Source organism: Clostridioides sp. ZZV14-6154, assembly GCF_020657785.1.
Classification (GTDB): Bacteria; Bacillota; Clostridia; order Peptostreptococcales; family Peptostreptococcaceae; genus Clostridioides.
Map to the genome: position 1 here is coordinate 48,414 of NZ_JAGWCY010000011.1, position 18,183 is coordinate 66,596.

Below are 18,183 nucleotides of genomic sequence, written 5' to 3' on the forward strand. Positions count from 1 at the left end.
TTTTCTTAGGAATTTATCCTGTTAATATTAAAGTTTAAAACGTCCTTGTTCAGTAAAATAAAACTGAACAAGGACGTTTGTCTTTGTATTATAAAAAAGGAGAAAAGGCATGGAATTGACAATTACAAATCTTAAAAAAAACTTTAAGGATAAAACCGCAGTTGATGATGTTTGTTTAAATCTTACACCTGGCGTGTGGGGACTTCTTGGAGCTAATGGTGCTGGTAAGACTACGCTTATGAAAATGATTGCGGATATTCTAAAACCAACTAGTGGGAAAATTATTTTTGATGGTAAGGATATTCATTCGATGGGAGAAGAATACAGAAATCTATTCGGTTTCTTACCGCAGGATTTTGGCTTCTTTCAAGATTTTACAGTAAAGGACTATTTGGAGTATGTGTCTGCATTAAAGGATGTTCCTGCTAGAGAAACAAGAAAAAAGATTGATAGCCTGCTACATACACTTACCTTGACTGATGTTAAAAATAAAAAAATTATCAAGTTATCTGGTGGAATGAAACGTCGAGTGGGAATTGCACAAGCAATGTTGAACGACCCTAAACTTCTAATAATGGATGAACCAACGGCTGGGCTTGACCCTGGAGAGAGGGTTCGTTTTCGCAACTTTATTTCAGAGTTCTCTCATGACAGGATTGTCCTTATTTCAACTCATATCGTATCTGATATTGAGTATATTGCCACTCAAAACGCCATTATGAAATCAGGAAGAATTCTTGATGTAGGGACAACCGATAAATTGGTCAAGCAAGTTACAGGTAAAGTTTGGAATTGTATCATACCTGCTGAAAAGATGCCTATGTATGAAATGCAGCTTCGTATTATTAACCAACGCAGTGAAGGTAATAATCAGGTATCAGTTCGTTATTTGGCAGATGAAGCCAAAACAAGTGATTCAGTAATGGCTCCACCCCGTTTGGAGGATTTATATTTATGGTTATTTCCACAAGAGGAAATCAGTGAGGAGGGAAAGTAAATGATGCGTATTTATCGTCTTGAAATAAAACGTGTGTTGAAATCACGTCGTTCTATCATTTTATTACTTATCGCATTATTCATGTCTGTGGTGATGGCTTGGCTTCCAGTCTTGTATGAGGATATCAATCAATATGATAAAAACGGCAACAAGGTAGCAGAGCTAAATGGGCTGGAAGCAATTGCTTATAAAAAATCACTTCGCTCTGAAAATAATGGAGAAGTTAATCCAGAAAAACTTAAAGAGGCTTTGAATAGCTATCAAAGTGCAGTTTCGGTGTATGGAGAAGACAGCCTTGATAGTGGTGAATTCCCTACAGATGTTTATATAAAAAAGGTATTCCCTATTCAATCTCTATTGGGAAGACTGCCAGAAGCCTATTCTAATTCAAAAACTGGTGAGGGAATAAGCTTAATGGATATTTCTCCTGATAAATTAGATGGCTTTTATGATCAGACGACGCAACATCTGAAAGATGTCATGCAGATGGAGCAAAAGAAATATCCAACCGCACAGGAACATGCTATACAAAAATATGTAGAAGTAAATACGCCTTTTAAGCTTTACGCTGGATATTCAAGAGACGCATTTGATTATATTATTCTATTTATTTTTCTTCTAGTCATTCTTTGTACGGCGGCTGTGACCCCTACGTTTTCTAATGAATACCAAACGGGTTCAGATAGCATTTTGCGCTGCACAAAACATGGACATTCTCGATTGGCAATTGCAAAGATTATGGCTGCACTTACTATTTTTACTGCAACATTCGCCATATGTATTTCAATTCATTTGATAATTTCAAATCTAGCATTTGGAACCGAGTGTATGAAAACATCTATGCAGATGCTATTTTCGGTTATCAGCTTGCCTGCACTCAATTTAGGGCAGCTTCAGATTACCTTGGCAATAGGAGGACTTATTTCTCTGTTGGCAACTGTCAGTTTCACACTGTTTTTATCAGCTAAATGCAAGGATTCACTTTCTGTTATCCAAATTGCTATTGTAACATGCTTACTTCCAATATTTACGTATTCGGCTGGAGCCAATTGGCTTACTTTTATCTTACCATCAGCAGGAGTAGGTATGCAAAATAGTTTATTGTACCAATTAATTAGCTTTAATTATCTGCATATTGGGCAGGCAAGCATTTGGGTACCGTATGTCATAATAGTGGCAGCAATAATTGAAATTCCTATATTTCTTTTTCTTGCTATACACGCTTATAACAAACATCAGGTTATATAAATCAACACTTTATGAACAACTGTTCAAAGGTTAAAAACCGTTGTTTGGTAATAGAAATGCTTGCTCTTAAACATAGGTGTTAGTAAAATGGCGGTTTTGAAGTAAAATCAAAGCCGCCATTTTCTAAAGAAGAATTGCGGAGGGTGTAATAAAGTCGCCCATTTTTAGGATATGATGGTATTTATGTATTTTGATTATATTCTTTTATAAACAAAAAGGAATTTGAAATAAGGATATAGAAACTAGTATTTCGATAATCAATTTATAAGTATAAATTGATTAATATTTTAGTGGCATATTAATTATTTTAATATTAATATTAATTATTTTAATATACATATTGACTTTATTAATTTTTTGATTTATATTATAGATATTAGATGGAAAGAAGGTGATATGATGTATCAAGTTATCAGCCGCTGTCCTGTCTGTGGAAGAAAACTTAAAGTTGTCAAGCTACAATGTGAAAACTGTGATACAGTGATTGAAAATGATTTCTGCCTCAGTGCATTTGACTATCTATCTGTAGATGATTTATTCTTTGCAGAAACATTTTTAAAATGTCGTGGCAATATAAAAGAAGTGGAAAAAGAATTAAAGATTTCTTATCCAACTGTTCGTTCTAGGTTAGATGATATTATACAAAAACTAGACGGAAAACCTAATGTGACATCTTCTTCTGATTCACATAAAAAAGAGATTTTAGATGCACTGGAAAAAGGAGAAATCTCTCCAGCAGAGGCATTAGAGCAAATGAAAGAAAATAAATGAAGCTCTATCTCTATCCCTGATAATAGCCAGAAGTAGTCACCAAAATACGAGGCTATTTCTGTTGGAATGGATGCAGAAGAGCAGAAATGAGGAAAATAATATGGATGAAAAAATGAGAATTTTAACAATGGTAGAGGAGGGAAAGCTCTCTGCCAAAGAGGCAATTGATTTGATTGATGCATTAGAAGAAACTACACCTCAAGAGGAGTTTACGAATTATTCAGAAGACTTTGATAGTCAAGCTTTTACCAAACAAAGCAGTACTTCATATGAAAATAAGATGTTGAAGATTATTGTGGATACTCCAGAGGGTGATAAAGTAAATGTGCAACTTCCTGTAAAGATTATACGTCAAATATTGAAAATGACAGGTAAGTTGCCAATTAAGAATGAAGATTTGCAAGGTATAGACCTAGATGCTCTTACTACCTCTATTCTTGAATGTCTGGATAATGAAACACTTGGAAATATCGTAGAGGTTGATTCGGCTGATGGTACTACAGTTAAAGTTTTTATAAAATAATACTAGGAGAATAGATTTATGCGCATTATTGTCCGCTCAAAAGAAACAAATTTGTGGTTACCCATACCACTGTTCTTAGCAAATACTGCAGTTCTTTTGTTGCCAGAATCGGTTATTGCAGAGATTAAAAAATCACTTCCAGAGCCATATCAGGAAGTCATTACCAAAAAATTTCTACAGGAACTCGTTCGAGAGTGTCAGTCTGTTCTTAAACAGTACAAGGGACTTGAGATTGTTCATGTGGAAACTCAGGATGGCACTTTTGTATCCATTCGCTTATAAAGTAGTGTTTATTTTGTATATTACTATTATTTAGAGAACTTACATTTATTTAGAGCACTCACATTTGTTGACTTAAAAAATACAAAAAGCATGTCCGTTTTTTACAATATTTTTTTCTGGTACAATGTTATAATCTATGTACTAATTTTAATGGAGGTAACTTATGAAATATGCAGGTTGTTTATTTGCAGTAAAAGATATTAAAATTGCCCGTAAATTCTATGAAGAATTATTTGATTTAAAAGTTATTGTTGACTATGGAAAAAACATTGTATTTGAGGGTGGGTTAGCATTACAAGAAGACTTTGATTGGTTGACAGGAATTTCAAAAGAAGATATGAAGAGCAAAGAGAATAACTGTGAAATATTTTTTGAAGCAGAACATTTTGAAGAGTTTATATTAAAACTAAATAAAAGAAATGATGTTACTTTACTTCATGGTGTAGAAGAAGCACCATGGGGGCAAAAGGTAGTTCGAATTTATGACTTGGATAACCATTTAATTGAAATAGGTGAGTCCATGAAATCAGTAGTTAATAGATTCCAAGAACAAGGTATGAATCTTACTGAAATAGCTACAAGAATGGATATAACTATTGATGATGTTAATCAAATTTTACAAGGCTAAATTATGGCTGATTAAGTAAATCTGAATATCAAATTAAGTAAGTCTGAATATCAAAATATAAAACAGTAAATTCTCATGATTTGCTGTTTTTTATATGCATAATTAAAGAAATGATATGATAATCATTAAAAATACACTAAACTAGGAAAAAAGAAATCTACAAAAGAATGCTTTATAATTGTTTATATTATAGTCAATTTTATTTTTAAGTAACGATTATATATAATCTAATATTAATTATAATACTTAATAAAATAATCTGTGAATAGTAAAACAGAGCTTATTTGGACACTATGTTTAGTAGTATGTTAAAACAAGCTCTTTGTGGTACATATTAAAATATTTAGTTCTCATAAGTATGAACTATCAGACCTATAAATAGAAGTTTAATCACGCTGAAATAACTGAATAACTCCCTCTAAATGGTTATACATTGATGTATAACCTAAATTAGCATCTTTACTATCAAAAGCCATCATTATCTCATGATGATGACTAATCATATCTTGAAGTGAGTTTCTATATTTAAAACCAAAGTATTGGTTAGAAGACACAGTTTTAGGTATTAGTTCATAATACTTTATAAAAATTGGATTGTGAGAAGCTAAAATTATTTCTTTGTGAAATTGCAGGTCAGCATCATAACATTCTTCTATTAAGCCTTGAGAAACTTTGTTTAGTTCTTCTACAGATTTCAAGTAAGCATATCTTATTCTTTGAAGTTCTTCAGAGGTAGCATTTAAAATGGCTAACTTAGTGGCTTCACTTTCTATAAGTTGTCTTGCTCTTAAAGATTCAACATAAAATTCTTGTATATTATGATTTTTATAAACTTCGTTATCAGAAAAAAGGTCAACTTTTTTAAATCCTTCAACTATGGGACTTGAATAGGGAATAGACCTAAGTATTCCTTCTTTACAAAGTTTGTCTATAGCATTCCTTACAGGAATTCTACTTATATTAAATAATTCAGCAATTTTTCTCTCACTTGGCAATTTACTATTAACTTTAAAAGTCCCATTTAGAATATTTTCTTTAATATAATCAATAATTTGTTCAGTGGCATTTAAATTTGTCATAAAAACTCCTAAACATATAATTTTTTTATGATTGTATTATATCACAGTTAAGAGTTAAATTTAATTTTTTATAGTATGTATAAGACAATATGGAAGCAATTACAGCAATAAAAGCTAAGGTAAAATAACCATATTGTATTGAAATATAATCTGATATTTTACCTACTAGCATTGGAAATATAGACATTCCTATAGCATAAACTGCTTGAAAAAACCCCATTGCAGTAGATTTTTGATACTTTGGTACATTTTTCATAGATTCGCTAGTAAGGTAAGAAAGAAGTATGCCCGTAGATATTCCTGGTAACGATTGTAGCATAAATATTATATTAATACTTTTTACTGTTGGAACTAGAAAGCAATAAACTGAAATCAAAAAAAATACTGATGGAATCCAAAATTTTGGTCCATGTTTTGTACAAAATTTAGTAGAAGCAAGTCCAGAAGATACAACAGCACATACCATATAAAATATAGAAGATAAGCCTATAATGGTGGAGCTAGAGCCTAGTTCTTTAAGAATTTGAGTAGTAAATGACATTGTTGTAGACATTTGGATGCCTTGTTGAATCAATGCCATAAAAGAAAAAAATACAAGTCTTTTATCTTTGCATATAGATAAATAATTCTTAAATGGTATTTTTTCGGTTGTTTTTCTTGAGTGATGATTTTTTACATTTAAGGCTAGAAGAGTACCAATGATTGAAGATATTACGCTCATAATACACAAATTTACCATTCCTAATTTTTCATAAAATAAGGTACTCATGACAAATCCAATTAACATTCCTAGGTTGTTTACCAATATTATCGTACTTGTAGCTTTTTGTTGATGTTCTATGGAAAAAAAATCAGTGTAGTGAACCATGTAAGAAATCCAAGTCGATGATGCTATTCCAGATAAGATATTAGCTATAAGAAATCCTTCTCCTCTAGGAGAAATAACTCTTATCAGAGATGCTAAACCAGCGAATAAAATTCCTGATAGTATAAATAGTTTATGCTTATTTACGGAATCTGCAAAAACTCCAACAGGAAGTCTTAGTAAGCATTGTGAGATTCCATATGAGCCTATTATTATACCAATCATGTTTGTAGATACGTTACATATACTTAAATATGGATTTTGAAAAGGTATGTATACGTATTGTGAAAACCAGAAAAATACAACAATAGAAAGTAAAAGTAATTTTTGATTAAATATTTTTTTCATATTATCCTCCAAGTGGTATATTTATAATGGAAATAATATACCATTTTGTTTATTAAATCAAGTATTTTAAAATTTAAAAAATAAATTTCAATATAACAATAAGAATTATTTGTTGAAAAATTATATTTTATAGTTGAATTAAGAAAACGCTTATGTTACTATAAAGTTAACAAATTTGAATATTACAGTAGACGTGTTACTGGTGATGCAGGCAAGATCGAATCAATTTTTATAGGTTACCTATATAGTACTATGGGTATAATCTATTTATTTGGTTCGATTTTTTTGTTTAATTGGCCATAAAAACAAAAAGCCTATAATTGAAGATGGAGGATTTATATATGGAGTATAAAAAAGTAGCTCAAGAAATTCTACAAAATGTAGGTGGAAAAGAGAATATAAATGAAGTTACTCACTGTATGACAAGACTTAGATTCAAAGTTAAAAGTACTTCTAAGGTTAATAAGGATGAGTTATCCAGAACTGAAGGAGTAATAACTGTTGTAGAGAGTATGGGTCAGATACAAGTTGTAATTGGTAATAAAGTAAAAAAGGTGTATGATGAGGTTGTAAAAATGGTACCTCAATCAAGTGAAATAGATAAGAAAAGTGGAAATGAAGAAAAACAAGGTATCATGAACTCTATATTATCTGCTGTAGCTGGAATATTTACACCTACAATACCTGCTATAGCAGGGGTTGGTATGATTAAAGGTATTTTATCAGTTCTTGCTATGTATTATATGAATAAAAATGGTGTAGATATAAAAGAGACTCAAAGTTATATTATTCTAAATGCTATGGCTGATTCTATATTCTATTTTATGCCTATCATACTAGGGTATACTGCGGCTAAAGTGTTTAATGCAAATAAAATAATATCTATGGTATTAGGGGCAACACTTTGTTATCCAACTTTTACAGCTTTGATGGCAGGAGAAGAAACAGTTAGATTTTTAGGCTTGGCAGTAACAAAGGCCACATATACATCATCTGTTATTCCAATAATTATTGCTATATGGGCTCTTTCATATGTTGAGAAAATACTGGAAAAGTATATACCTGAAGTAATTAAAATAATAATGGTTCCAACTTTATCATTAGTTATAATGTTACCTGCAACATTATTCTTATTTGGACCAATTGGGATATACGTAGGAAATGTTATAAACTTTGTTTACAAGTATATTTATGAACTAAGTCCTGCATTGTGTGGAGCATTCATAGGTGGATTATGGTGTGTATTGGTTATATTTGGTGCACATAGAGCACTACTACCAATAGGTATAAGTGATGTTGCTCAAACAGGAAGACAGAATTTATTGGCTTTTGCAGGAGCTGCAAACTTCTCGCAAGCAGGAGCTACTCTAGGGGTATTCTTTAAAACTAAAAATCAAGGATTAAAGACAATCTCTATGTCTGCAACTATAACGGCACTATTTGGTATAACTGAGCCTGCAATATATGGTGCTAATCTTAGGTTAAAAAAACCAATGGTATGTGCTGTAATATGTGGTGCAATCGGAGGTGGCATAATGGGAATGGGTGGCTCTTATGGTAACGCATTTGCAAACCAAGGTGTTTTAACTATACCTGTATATGCTGAAGCAGGAGCGTTAGGTTTTTTAAGTTATCTAGGAGGCTGTGCTATAGCATTTTTTGGTTCAGCAATTTTAACTTATTTGGTTGGGTTTGAGGACTTAGAAGAATCTTCTAAAGGAAATAGCTCTACTATAAAAGTAGAAACAAAAGATGGCGTTATTGATATAACTTCACCTGTGGAAGGAGATTGTATAGAATTATCAGAAGTGAAAGATGATGTATTTGCATCAAAAGCTATGGGAGAAGGTATAGCTGTATTACCTACAAAAGGAGTAATAATAGCTCCTACTGATTGTGAAGTAGCTTCTTTATTTCCAACATTACATGCAATAGGATTAAAGCTAGATAATGGAGCAGAAATGTTAATACATGTTGGAATTAATACAGTAGAGTTAAATGGAAAACACTTTGTAAAACATGTTAATCAGGGCGATTTAGTTAAAAAAGGTGCTAAACTGATAACCTTTGATATAGATGAAATAAAAAAAGCTGGATATGATGTAACTACACCAGTTATAGTAAATAATACGTTTGATTTTGCGCAAGTGATTTCTTGTAAATCTAGTCATGTATCTACAAATGATAAAATAATTTCATTAGTTAATAATTAAGTTGATTAGAACTATAAAGATTAACTCAGCGTAATAAATTAATAAATAAAACGATTAAAAAATTAATATAAAGGGAGTGACATTTATGAATACAGGATTTCCAAAAAATTTTTTATGGGGAGCATCATCTTCAGCATTTCAAGTAGAAGGAGCTTGGGATAAAGACAATAAAGGAAAAACAGTGGCTGATTACAATTCTTTTAAAAAGTCTCACTTGCAAGCAGACACTAAAGTAGCATCAGATTTTTATCATAATTATGAAGAAGATATTGAATTGATGAAAGAATTAGGAATGAAAACTTATCGTTTCTCAATTTCATGGGCAAGAATAATTCCAGATGGTGAAGGAGAAATAAACCAAAAAGGGCTAGATTTTTATAATAAAGTAATAGATAAATTAATAGAGTATGACATTGAACCATTCGTAACTTTATATCACTTTGACCTGCCATTTACACTAGTGGAGAAGTATAATGGTTGGGAAAGTAGAGAGACTGTTTATGCTTTTGAAAGATTTGCCAAAGTATGCTTTGAGCACTTTGGAGATAGAGTGAAATATTGGCAACCTCATAATGAACAGAATTTAATAGTTAGAGTAGAAGAGAGAATTAATATATACAATGAAACAGACCCATGGAAGATAGATAAAATGCGTGCTCAAATGGATTATAATCTTTGTTTAGCCCATGCATTGGCTGTTAATGCATGCCATGAAATGATAGAAGGAAGCAAGATTGGAGCAGCAGTATCATCATCTGTAACATATCCTCTTACATCTAAACCAGAAGATGTATATGCTGCAAGAATGAATGATAACTTTAAAGTGTACTACATGCTTGATATGCATTATTATGGAGAATATCCTGGGTATTATATGAATTATCTTGAGAAAAGAAATATAGTTCCTCATATGGAAGATGAAGATAAAGAAGTACTTAAAAAAGCTAAAATGGATTTTATAGCTGTAAATTATTATAGAACAAACTGTGCAGAGGCTTTACCTGAGGATTCACAACATCCATTTGGGTTAAGAGAAGGAACAGTTGACTTTAGTATGTATGGATTATTTAAAATGTCGCTAAATCCTAATCTAAAGGCTTCAGAGTATGGTGCATCAATAGATTCATCAGGTCTTAGAGTTGCATTAAATGAATATTGGCAAAGGTATCACTTACCTGTTATAATAACGGAGAATGGGCTTGGAGCTAAAGATGTCCTTGAAGATGGTAAAATTCATGATGACTATCGTATAGATTATTTAAACAGTCACATAAATGCATGCAAATTAGCTATTGAAGATGGTGTAGAGATGATGGGATATTGTCTATGGTCATTTACAGACCTTTTAAGTTCTTCACAAGGTTTCAATAAACGTTATGGGCTTGTTTATATAAACAGAACAGACCACGAAACTTTAGATTTAAAAAGAATAAAGAAAGATAGTTTTTATTGGTATAAAGAAGTCATAGAGAGTAATGGAATAATAAAATAAATATAATATATTGAGGTTTTTAGTATGTACATTACAAAGGTATTAAATAATTCGTTGCTACTTGCAAAGGATGATAATGACGAAGAAATAATATTGATGGGAAAAGGAATTGGTCATAATTATAAGATTGGGTCTGAGTTAAATAAAGAAGATATAGAAAAAACTTTCGTTCTTCATGATGAAAATATAAAAAAGAGTATTATACAACTTGCATCAGAAATAGATGCAGAATACTTTGGTATAGCTCAAATGATAATCTCATATGGAATAGAAAAGTACAACTTAAAACTTATGAACCATATATACTTGGCTTTAACTGACCACATCGCCTTTGCAGTGAGACGATTTAAAGAAGGTATAATGATTGAGAATTACTATTTGTTTGAAATTAAAGAATTTAATCCAAAAGAATATGATATAGGAAAATATGCGATTACTGTTTTTAAGGAGGTTCTTGGTTTAGAACTACCAGAAGAGGAAATTGGTAATATAGCGGGCCATTTTATAAATGCACAACAAGACAATCCTTATAGTGATAGAAATAAGAGAAGTGCTAAAATTGTAAATGCCATTTTACAAATAGTTCATTATCACTTTTCTATTGTATATAATAAAGAATCCTTTTATTATATGAGATTTGTAATGCATCTAAAGGCCTTTTCTCAAAGATTTCTGTCTAATGAACCATCAAAAGAAAAGATAGATTTTATATATAATCAAGTACGCAAAAATTGTAAAGAAGAATATGAATGTGTAAAAAAAATAGGAGCTTATATATACAAGGAATATTCTAGAGAATTGCCTAGGCAGGAGGAATTATATTTAATGATTCATATTCATAAGATTCTAGGTGAATTAGATGAAAACTGTTAGAATGTTTTAGTATATTAGTAACTTGATAATAAAAATAAGAATTAATTAAATTTAAATAATGGAATTATTTTAAGAGATAGTTGTCAAACTATCTCTTAATTTTATGCAGAAGGTACCTATAAAAGAAGCAATTTAACAAATATGTTTAATCTTAATGTTATTAATATATTAGAAGAACTACAAAGTCAATTTTACTTTTCTTTATGACTTTAAATGATAAATACTAGCTATTTAACAAGCAGAACTATTTTTTATTTGAATTATCCATTATTTTGTATATATCTACTTAAAATAAGAGCACTGTGTGACAAGCATCATAATATTGGTTTTGTTATACTATTAATATAAAAAATGCAACTAAAAACAAAAACTACAAAACAGAGGCTAAGAAATAAAAATAAAATAATGGAGGATATGAAATGGCTAGAATATCTAATATAACGATGGCTGAACAGCCTGAGTATTGCATTTTAGCAATACGAAAAACTATTGACTTTATGGTAGAATTTTCAGAGTTTTCACAGCAAAGTTTTCGAAAAATTTCCAACTATCTAGAAGAAAAGGGAATATTGTCTGCAGGAGCACCAATTGTATGTTTTCATAACATGGACTTGGAAAAATTAGATGTTGAAGTAGGTTTTCCTGTAACTAATCATTCTGTATCTAATAATATGAACAGAAAAAATGAGATTTTGCAAAGGATTGTTCCAGCACAGAAAATAATAACTGCAATTGATTTAGGACCATATGAACTGCAAGACCCTACACTTGAAGAATTATTTTCGTGGGCGAAGGACAGTGGATATGAACTTCATGGAGATATCTATTATCAATATTTGAATGATTTAAATCGTCCTGCAAGTGAATATCTCACTAAAATGATGTTACCTGTTATATAAATAATAAAACAGCATGAAAATTTTAGGAATGTCTGTGGATGCATAGGTTTAACTGTAATAAAAAACAAGTTAACGACCATTTTACTATGAATGGTCGTTAACTTGTTTTTTATATGGATTGTTTATGATATGACCGATTAAATTGTTATTTAATGAGTGACTGACAGACGTTTTTATTGAAAGTTACTACCTGTTATGCGATAATAAGGACTTGTTAGGGGGATTATTATAAATGATGGATAATTAAATATAGTATTATTTTCTATAAAAATTAGTTACCAAGCTATTTGTGATTATCTAACATTTGATTTTACCAAACTATAATTATGATAAATTGAAATCTTTTCTAAAAAATGCATTATTTATCTATGGAATAGCTATTGTAATTTATATTCCTTTAAATATTTACAATGGATATTTTTCCATGAATAATTTGTTACCTAATATTATTAAGGATATTGTATTTGATGGGACTTTATATCATTTATGGTATCTTCCTGCATCAATTATTGGAGCAAGTATTGCATATTTTCTTGTAAAAAAATTAGGTTTAAAGTACTCATTTGTAATTACTATTATTCTTTACGTAATTGCTATATTTGGTGATAGTTATTATGGCTTTTCAGAAAAATTACCATTATTAAAGAATTTATATGAGTATGTTTTTGAAGTATCAGATTATACACGAAATGGTGTGTTTTTTGCCCCTGTATTTTTCATACTTGGAGGGATAGTAGCTAATAAATATAATTACATGTCACCTAAAAATAGCTTGATTGGATTTCTTATATCATTCTTACTTATGTTTTGTGAAGGAATTCTTTTACATAAACTAGGGGTACAACGTCATGACAGTATGTATATTATGTTATTGCCATGTATGTATTTCTTATTTACAGCTTTAACATTTTTGAAAGGTCCTCGAGCTAGGTTATTGCGAACATCATCATTAATCATTTATATTCTACATCCATTAATATGTCTTAAAAAAAATAAAAAGTTATTTACATAAAAGGTGAACTTTTGATAGAGTCCACCTTTCTATTTTTTTGACCTATAAAAAATAATATACTGAAATGTTACAACAGAAACCCACCCTATGCCAGTAGCAAATGCAATCGTCTTTAAACCAAATTGTTGAATAAACAAATAAGAAAGAATAACGCGAATTGATATATGTAAGATAGTTCCAATCACAGGAATATTTACTTTTCCACTTCCTCTATACCATCCAACAAATGAACTCCCTATAAAACACAAAACATACAAAATAGCGATAGTTTTCATGTACTCTATGCCATTTATCATAATTTTATTATTAGCATTATTCATCATAAATTCAATAGTAGTCTTTGCAAAGAAATACATTATCAAAGATAATCCAATTCCTAGACACACTAGGATAATCAATCCTGTATAAAATCCTTGTTTTGCTCTTTTTCTATTTTCATTTCCAGTATTTTGTGCGACAAATATAGAAATAGCCTCAGCACCACTATCACCAAAAGAATTAGCAAAGCCTTCAATTCTTGTAGTAGCAGTATATGCTGTAATCATGTCTGTCCCCATTAGATTTACAGCTCCCTGTACTAGTAATTTTCCAATATATAAACTGGATTGATGAAGAGCTGAAATTAGACTATAGGATATAGTTAATTTTAGTAATTTCCATTCAAACTTCATATCTTCCCTTCCAAACAAAAGAAATGAAATGTTTTTTCTTATATAAGTAAAGCAAAGAATGGATACAAGAGTCTGTGAAAGTACAGTTGCAAAAGCTGCTCCTTGAATTCCAAAATCACATACTGCAACAAAAATTATATCTAAGATAGTATTTATTATCATTGAAAACATTAAGATAATTAGAGCAACTTTAGTATTTCCAACAGCTCTCAAGGCTGCTGATAATAAATTATAAAAATATGTTGCGATAAATCCACCAAAAATAATATTTAGGTATGATATCGCAATACTTGAAACTTCTTGTGGTGTATGAATTAGATTTACTGAAACTCCTACACCTAAAGGTGTAGGGTTCTTAGGTACTACATGAATTTCTACAATACTCTCAGTTATAATGAATCATGACCTACAACATATTATCACTAATCATATTCCCTAAAACTTTTATTAACAAAGTATCTGTTGATACCATTAACGTTAACATTAGGCTCATTTCTCAACCTGTATAGTTTTTATATCCCCATACTAGATATTAATTTATAACCATTTGATTTTATCTTTTTTAATCTATTTATTTCTTTGTCATGTAGTATTTTAAAGTTATCATATGTGTTAATACACAATTCTCTGTTGATTGATTTTAAATCTTCATTAACATTCATTATTAAAAATGCAGAATAGCAATCTCTTTGAATATCCATACCATTATTCCATCTATCTTTTAATTCCTTCTTATTGTACTCATCTGAAAAGTGATTATATTGACTAGCCCTACATTTAGCAGTATCTATCTTATATAATTTTTCTCCACTCCATTTTAACTTGTTATCTAACATATTCAAAAACATTGATGGTGCTTTATTTGCTAATGATTTTCCAAAACGTTTCTTCTTATTGATTCTACCAGTCTTTTCATTAATAGTAGTATCCTTTGCTCTAGTTTGAAGTCTTTTATAACTCATCGTTTCAACATAAAACTTATCACCTAAATTTAGTAATTTGTTAATTAACACATAATGGTCTTGCTTTCTTATTTCAGCCTGCTTTCTATATAACTCTTTTCTTAGTGTTTTTAATTTAATATAGTGATTACTAAATATCCACTTATCTCTATTTCCTTGTTTTATAGTACCATTATCATTGAATTTATTAGGATTAGTTGCACGTTTACTTCTATCCATTTTTCGTTGAATTAATTTTAATTGCCTATATATATTATTAACATTAGGGGCTAACTCCAATAACTTAACATCGCATTTACTAGATATAGCTATAGTTTGAGTTCCAATATCTATACCTACATTACTTAAACCAATTTGCCCTTTTATTTTTCCTTGATTGGTTGTTTTTTTAGGTGGAACTCCTTGTAAAGCTAATTGTACATACCATTTAGTCCTACCTTTAATTTCTTTTTTAAGTATTCTACAATATTTTATTTTATCTTGAATTGCCCTTTGAGCATAGTTGTCATTGTTCTTTATTATTACTGGAATAGTCATTTTATTAAATTTAATAATACCATCTTTGTAGCTAATACCAGTTGAATTTTGTTTCCCTTCTATTGACGTTAATTCATTATATCTAATATAATTAACCCGTTTAGCTTGATGATATATGTACTTACTAAAAGCATTAAAACATCTTGTAGCTATCTTCTGAGATATGGCAGAATGTAGTTTATAATATTTACAAATAGGTTTAACAAAATTATGAAGTGAATACTCTGTTAAATTATATTTTTTATTAATATCACTAAATATTCTATTTCTATCTTTGCCCTTATATTTGCAATTTGCTTGATACTCCTTAGATTCTATCATGTGGTTATATCTTTTAAATAGCTCTGATAAACATGAATTATATACTTTTCTATACTTATCAAAAATATTACATATAATATCTTCTTGAAACTTTTCTGTTTTTAATTGCAATGTTAATATATAATTTGACATAGTGTTCACCTCACTTTCTAATATCTTGTTTTCTGATTTTCTACATATTTTTTAATAGTTTCACTACATACATTTTCTTCTGTAGATACAAAATAGCTTCTAGTCCATAAACTAGGCATTTTTGATAATTCAATAAATTCTTCTCTTAATATTTTACTTGTATAACCTTTTATATTTTGCATTATATCAGAAGGACTTAAAGTTGGAAGGCTATTTAAAAACATGTGTGTATGGTCTTTATCACATTCGATTGCAATAATTTCAATATCAATCTCTTTACACTTATTTTTAACCAATGTTTTAAATCTATCCTCTAAGCCTTCTATATTAAATATTTTTCTTCTGTATCTAGGACAGAATACAAAATGATAATTAATTAAACTAACAGTTGTTTGAGTTCTTCTATATTTATTCTCCATATACTTATATTAACATTTTATGTGTATGTGTTAATGCTTTTTATACATTATTTATGCTATCCATCCCACGCCTAAAGGAGTGGGCTTTCCGCACTAAGTTGTAAACTTTTACAACTATCATTCTTATGAAGCATACGATTATGTTTCCAAGGGTGAAGTTGATATAGCCCTTATTTCAGATGATATGTTTTTTAATAACATAGAAACAATACCAATATTTAAAGAAGCCATGTTACTGGTAACAAGTTATGGCTCAAAATACAATGGGGAATTGCACCCATCTGTTTTAGATGTTGCGGATGAAATAAGACTTCCATGGAATCCTGAATATGATTTGTGGCATAATTTTTGGTTTCGCTCAACTCTTCAACCTAAAGTATTTTTAGACCAGATGTCTCTTTTAGAATATTTTATGAGACAAGAAAATGTATGGGCAATTGTGCCAGTGTCAGTAGCATATCATCTTAAGGAAATATCTAATATTGAAGTACATTATATAAAGGATGCACCACCAGATAGATTTATTTACTACTTAGTTAAAGAATCTAATAAACAGGAAACAATAGACAAATTTTTAGCTTTATTAAACGAAAATCTATTGCAAATTAAAGGATTGGAGTCTTTAATTAAAGAATAGAAGAAAAGATAGTAAATTTAAAAGTTGAAATTTTATTTTAAGCTAAATAAATTAAGTGTATATTTAAAAATAAAGAAGTATCTATATAAAGAAGAGTATTTCAAGAGAATATTAAGAATCTCAAATGAAATACTCTACTTTACTTTTTTATGATTATATTATATGAAGAAGTGGATATTATTAAGTTAGGAATATGTAAGAAAATTTGAAAATAGGTTATAGGATGAGATAGACGTATAAACAATAATTTTTACATTATAAAAAAGAGCAAGATTTATTAAATATGACTAAGAAGTAACTGATATAATGTCTCATGGATAAAAGGAGGAGAGCTGCAATGTTTTATAAAGTAAATAATGTTATAACTGCTATTGATTATATAGAGGAACATTTATCAGAAAAGCTGGATTTAGATATAGTTGCTAATGCTGTTCATTATTCAAAATATCATCTACATAGAACTTTCACAACTTCTGTTGGTTTGACAATGCATGATTATATAAAACGAAGAAAACTCACAGAGGCAGCAAAACTATTAGTATTTTCTAAAAAATCGATTATTGAAATTGCATTGATAGCTGGCTATGAAAGTCAACAAGCATTTACTTCTGTATTTAAAGATATGTATAAAAAATCTCCAAATAAATATCGAAAAGAACAAGAATTTTATCCTTTGCAGCTAAGATTTGTTTTGAAAAAAGATAATTTATTTTCAAAAAATATATTGGAATTAGAAAAAGATATTACACTTGCTAAGATATCTGATATACCATTATGGATGAATTTAGTCAGATTGGTTATAGATGGCTTTCCAAATTTACAGGAGGAAGAGTATATCTCTCAATTAAAACAATATATTTTGGAAGAAAGAGCCTTGATATTAAAATTTAATAACATTGCTATTGCAAATATGATATTTAATAAAGAAACTGGAAGTATTGACTTTTTTGGAATACACCCTCAATATCGTAATTCAGATATTGCACAGGTGTTTCTGAAAAAGGTTATTGAGAATTTTTTGATAGATACATCTATCTCAATCACAACTTTTAGAGAAGGAGATAAAGCTGATACAGGACATCGGAATATGATAAAGAAGTTAGGTTTTGCAGAAGCTGAATTACTGACTGAATTTGGGTATCCTACTCAAAAATTTGTTCTGTCTTCTGAAAATGATAAAGACAATGAATAGTACTAATGAGCTAACTAAATTTGAACCAAAGAGCAAGAATGATTAAAAAATTTAAAGTTCAATTCAGTATAATGATTTAAGA

The 18,183-nt window shown here is 29.6% G+C and carries 18 protein-coding genes; 13 read left to right on the top strand and 5 right to left on the bottom strand.

The genetic code is table 11. The features are described from left to right. The first annotated feature begins 109 nt into the window (after positions 1–109). From KGF45_RS16710 to KGF45_RS16735, 6 genes are all read left to right on the top strand, one after another. Positions 110–997 carry an ABC transporter ATP-binding protein gene (locus tag KGF45_RS16710; protein ID WP_227829341.1) on the top strand — a complete coding sequence of 296 codons (888 nt, stop codon included), beginning with the start codon at positions 110–112 and terminating at the stop codon, positions 995–997. Next, on the top strand, positions 998–2,245 hold the full coding sequence (locus tag KGF45_RS16715; RefSeq protein ID WP_413926596.1) for an ABC transporter permease: 1,248 nt from the start codon (positions 998–1,000) through the stop codon (positions 2,243–2,245). A gap of 357 nt (positions 2,246–2,602) precedes the next feature. Next, positions 2,603–3,016, top strand: coding sequence for a DUF2089 domain-containing protein (locus KGF45_RS16720; protein WP_413841157.1), 414 nt, complete (start codon positions 2,603–2,605; stop codon positions 3,014–3,016). 70 nt (positions 3,017–3,086) lie between these two features. Continuing rightward, positions 3,087–3,539 (top strand): SHOCT-like domain-containing protein, encoded by a 453-nt coding sequence (locus tag KGF45_RS16725; protein ID WP_227829374.1) that lies wholly within the window; start codon positions 3,087–3,089, stop codon positions 3,537–3,539. Positions 3,540–3,557: 18 nt separating this feature from the next. Beyond that, complete coding sequence (locus KGF45_RS16730; protein ID WP_227829343.1) at positions 3,558–3,821, top strand: hypothetical protein; 264 nt, start codon at positions 3,558–3,560, stop codon at positions 3,819–3,821. A 163-nt stretch (positions 3,822–3,984) separates the two neighbouring features. Then, positions 3,985–4,449, top strand: coding sequence for a VOC family protein (locus tag KGF45_RS16735; RefSeq protein WP_227829344.1), 465 nt, complete (start codon positions 3,985–3,987; stop codon positions 4,447–4,449). A gap of 386 nt (positions 4,450–4,835) precedes the next feature. Here the strand turns inward: KGF45_RS16735 and KGF45_RS16740 are convergent, their stop codons facing one another. Together KGF45_RS16740 and KGF45_RS16745 are read right to left on the bottom strand one after the other, a co-directional pair. Next, positions 4,836–5,528 carry an FCD domain-containing protein gene (locus KGF45_RS16740; RefSeq protein ID WP_227829345.1) on the bottom strand — a complete coding sequence of 231 codons (693 nt, stop codon included), beginning with the start codon at positions 5,526–5,528 and terminating at the stop codon, positions 4,836–4,838. 25 nt (positions 5,529–5,553) lie between these two features. Beyond that, entirely contained in the window at positions 5,554–6,741 is a 1,188-nt protein-coding gene (locus KGF45_RS16745) for an MFS transporter (protein ID WP_227829346.1), read from the bottom strand. Positions 6,742–7,082: 341 nt separating this feature from the next. On the opposite strand from KGF45_RS16745, the gene KGF45_RS16750 reads away from it, so the two are divergent. The 5 genes from KGF45_RS16750 to KGF45_RS16770 all read left to right on the top strand — a co-directional run bounded on the left by KGF45_RS16750 (position 7,083) and on the right by KGF45_RS16770 (position 13,230). After that, positions 7,083–8,954, top strand: a complete 1,872-nt coding sequence (locus tag KGF45_RS16750) for a beta-glucoside-specific PTS transporter subunit IIABC (protein ID WP_227842908.1) — start codon at positions 7,083–7,085, stop codon at positions 8,952–8,954. An 85-nt stretch (positions 8,955–9,039) separates the two neighbouring features. Next, positions 9,040–10,446 (top strand): glycoside hydrolase family 1 protein, encoded by a 1,407-nt coding sequence (locus tag KGF45_RS16755; RefSeq protein WP_227842909.1) that lies wholly within the window; start codon positions 9,040–9,042, stop codon positions 10,444–10,446. 24 nt (positions 10,447–10,470) lie between these two features. Beyond that, positions 10,471–11,319 carry a PRD domain-containing protein gene (locus KGF45_RS16760; protein WP_227842910.1) on the top strand — a complete coding sequence of 283 codons (849 nt, stop codon included), beginning with the start codon at positions 10,471–10,473 and terminating at the stop codon, positions 11,317–11,319. 419 nt (positions 11,320–11,738) lie between these two features. Next, positions 11,739–12,218 (top strand): GyrI-like domain-containing protein, encoded by a 480-nt coding sequence (locus tag KGF45_RS16765; protein WP_227842911.1) that lies wholly within the window; start codon positions 11,739–11,741, stop codon positions 12,216–12,218. A 304-nt stretch (positions 12,219–12,522) separates the two neighbouring features. Then, positions 12,523–13,230, top strand: a complete 708-nt coding sequence (locus KGF45_RS16770) for an acyltransferase family protein (RefSeq protein ID WP_413926597.1) — start codon at positions 12,523–12,525, stop codon at positions 13,228–13,230. A 29-nt stretch (positions 13,231–13,259) separates the two neighbouring features. On the opposite strand, the gene KGF45_RS20530 is transcribed toward KGF45_RS16770, so the two are convergent. From KGF45_RS20530 to tnpA, 3 genes are all read right to left on the bottom strand, one after another. After that, the gene (locus tag KGF45_RS20530; RefSeq protein ID WP_413926598.1) at positions 13,260–14,297 is read right to left on the bottom strand and encodes an MATE family efflux transporter; all 1,038 of its coding nucleotides are present in this window, start codon (positions 14,295–14,297) and stop codon (positions 13,260–13,262) included. Between the two features lie 116 nt (positions 14,298–14,413). Continuing rightward, positions 14,414–15,853 (bottom strand): transposase, encoded by a 1,440-nt coding sequence (locus KGF45_RS16780; RefSeq protein ID WP_227842913.1) that lies wholly within the window; start codon positions 15,851–15,853, stop codon positions 14,414–14,416. 17 nt (positions 15,854–15,870) lie between these two features. Then, a complete protein-coding gene (tnpA, locus tag KGF45_RS16785; protein ID WP_227842914.1) occupies positions 15,871–16,272 on the bottom strand; it encodes an IS200/IS605 family transposase in 402 nt (133 codons plus the stop codon). Positions 16,273–16,456: 184 nt separating this feature from the next. Here tnpA and KGF45_RS16790 point away from each other — a divergent pair, with 184 nt between their 5' ends. Together KGF45_RS16790 and KGF45_RS16795 are read left to right on the top strand one after the other, a co-directional pair. Further along, complete coding sequence (locus tag KGF45_RS16790) at positions 16,457–16,909, top strand: hypothetical protein (protein ID WP_227829353.1); 453 nt, start codon at positions 16,457–16,459, stop codon at positions 16,907–16,909. Between the two features lie 337 nt (positions 16,910–17,246). Further along, positions 17,247–18,101, top strand: coding sequence for a helix-turn-helix domain-containing protein (locus KGF45_RS16795; RefSeq protein WP_227829354.1), 855 nt, complete (start codon positions 17,247–17,249; stop codon positions 18,099–18,101). Positions 18,102–18,183 lie beyond the last annotated feature (82 nt).

What these genes read in the sequence shown, in the direction of transcription:
- KGF45_RS16710 (WP_227829341.1), top strand. Translation starts at nt 110, where the DNA reads ATGGAATTGACAATTACAAATCTTAAAAAAAACTTTAAGGATAAAACC.
- KGF45_RS16715 (WP_413926596.1), top strand. Translation starts at nt 998, where the DNA reads ATGATGCGTATTTATCGTCTTGAAATAAAACGTGTGTTGAAATCACGT.
- KGF45_RS16725 (WP_227829374.1), top strand. Translation starts at nt 3,087, where the DNA reads ATGCAGAAGAGCAGAAATGAGGAAAATAATATGGATGAAAAAATGAGA.
- KGF45_RS16730 (WP_227829343.1), top strand. Translation starts at nt 3,558, where the DNA reads ATGCGCATTATTGTCCGCTCAAAAGAAACAAATTTGTGGTTACCCATA.
- KGF45_RS16735 (WP_227829344.1), top strand. Translation starts at nt 3,985, where the DNA reads ATGAAATATGCAGGTTGTTTATTTGCAGTAAAAGATATTAAAATTGCC.
- KGF45_RS16740 (WP_227829345.1), bottom strand. Translation starts at nt 5,528, where the DNA reads ATGACAAATTTAAATGCCACTGAACAAATTATTGATTATATTAAAGAA.
- KGF45_RS16745 (WP_227829346.1), bottom strand. Translation starts at nt 6,741, where the DNA reads ATGAAAAAAATATTTAATCAAAAATTACTTTTACTTTCTATTGTTGTA.
- KGF45_RS16750 (WP_227842908.1), top strand. Translation starts at nt 7,083, where the DNA reads ATGGAGTATAAAAAAGTAGCTCAAGAAATTCTACAAAATGTAGGTGGA.
- KGF45_RS16755 (WP_227842909.1), top strand. Translation starts at nt 9,040, where the DNA reads ATGAATACAGGATTTCCAAAAAATTTTTTATGGGGAGCATCATCTTCA.
- KGF45_RS16760 (WP_227842910.1), top strand. Translation starts at nt 10,471, where the DNA reads ATGTACATTACAAAGGTATTAAATAATTCGTTGCTACTTGCAAAGGAT.
- KGF45_RS16765 (WP_227842911.1), top strand. Translation starts at nt 11,739, where the DNA reads ATGGCTAGAATATCTAATATAACGATGGCTGAACAGCCTGAGTATTGC.
- KGF45_RS16780 (WP_227842913.1), bottom strand. Translation starts at nt 15,853, where the DNA reads ATGTCAAATTATATATTAACATTGCAATTAAAAACAGAAAAGTTTCAA.
- tnpA (WP_227842914.1), bottom strand. Translation starts at nt 16,272, where the DNA reads ATGGAGAATAAATATAGAAGAACTCAAACAACTGTTAGTTTAATTAAT.
- KGF45_RS16790 (WP_227829353.1), top strand. Translation starts at nt 16,457, where the DNA reads ATGTTTTTTAATAACATAGAAACAATACCAATATTTAAAGAAGCCATG.
- KGF45_RS16795 (WP_227829354.1), top strand. Translation starts at nt 17,247, where the DNA reads ATGTTTTATAAAGTAAATAATGTTATAACTGCTATTGATTATATAGAG.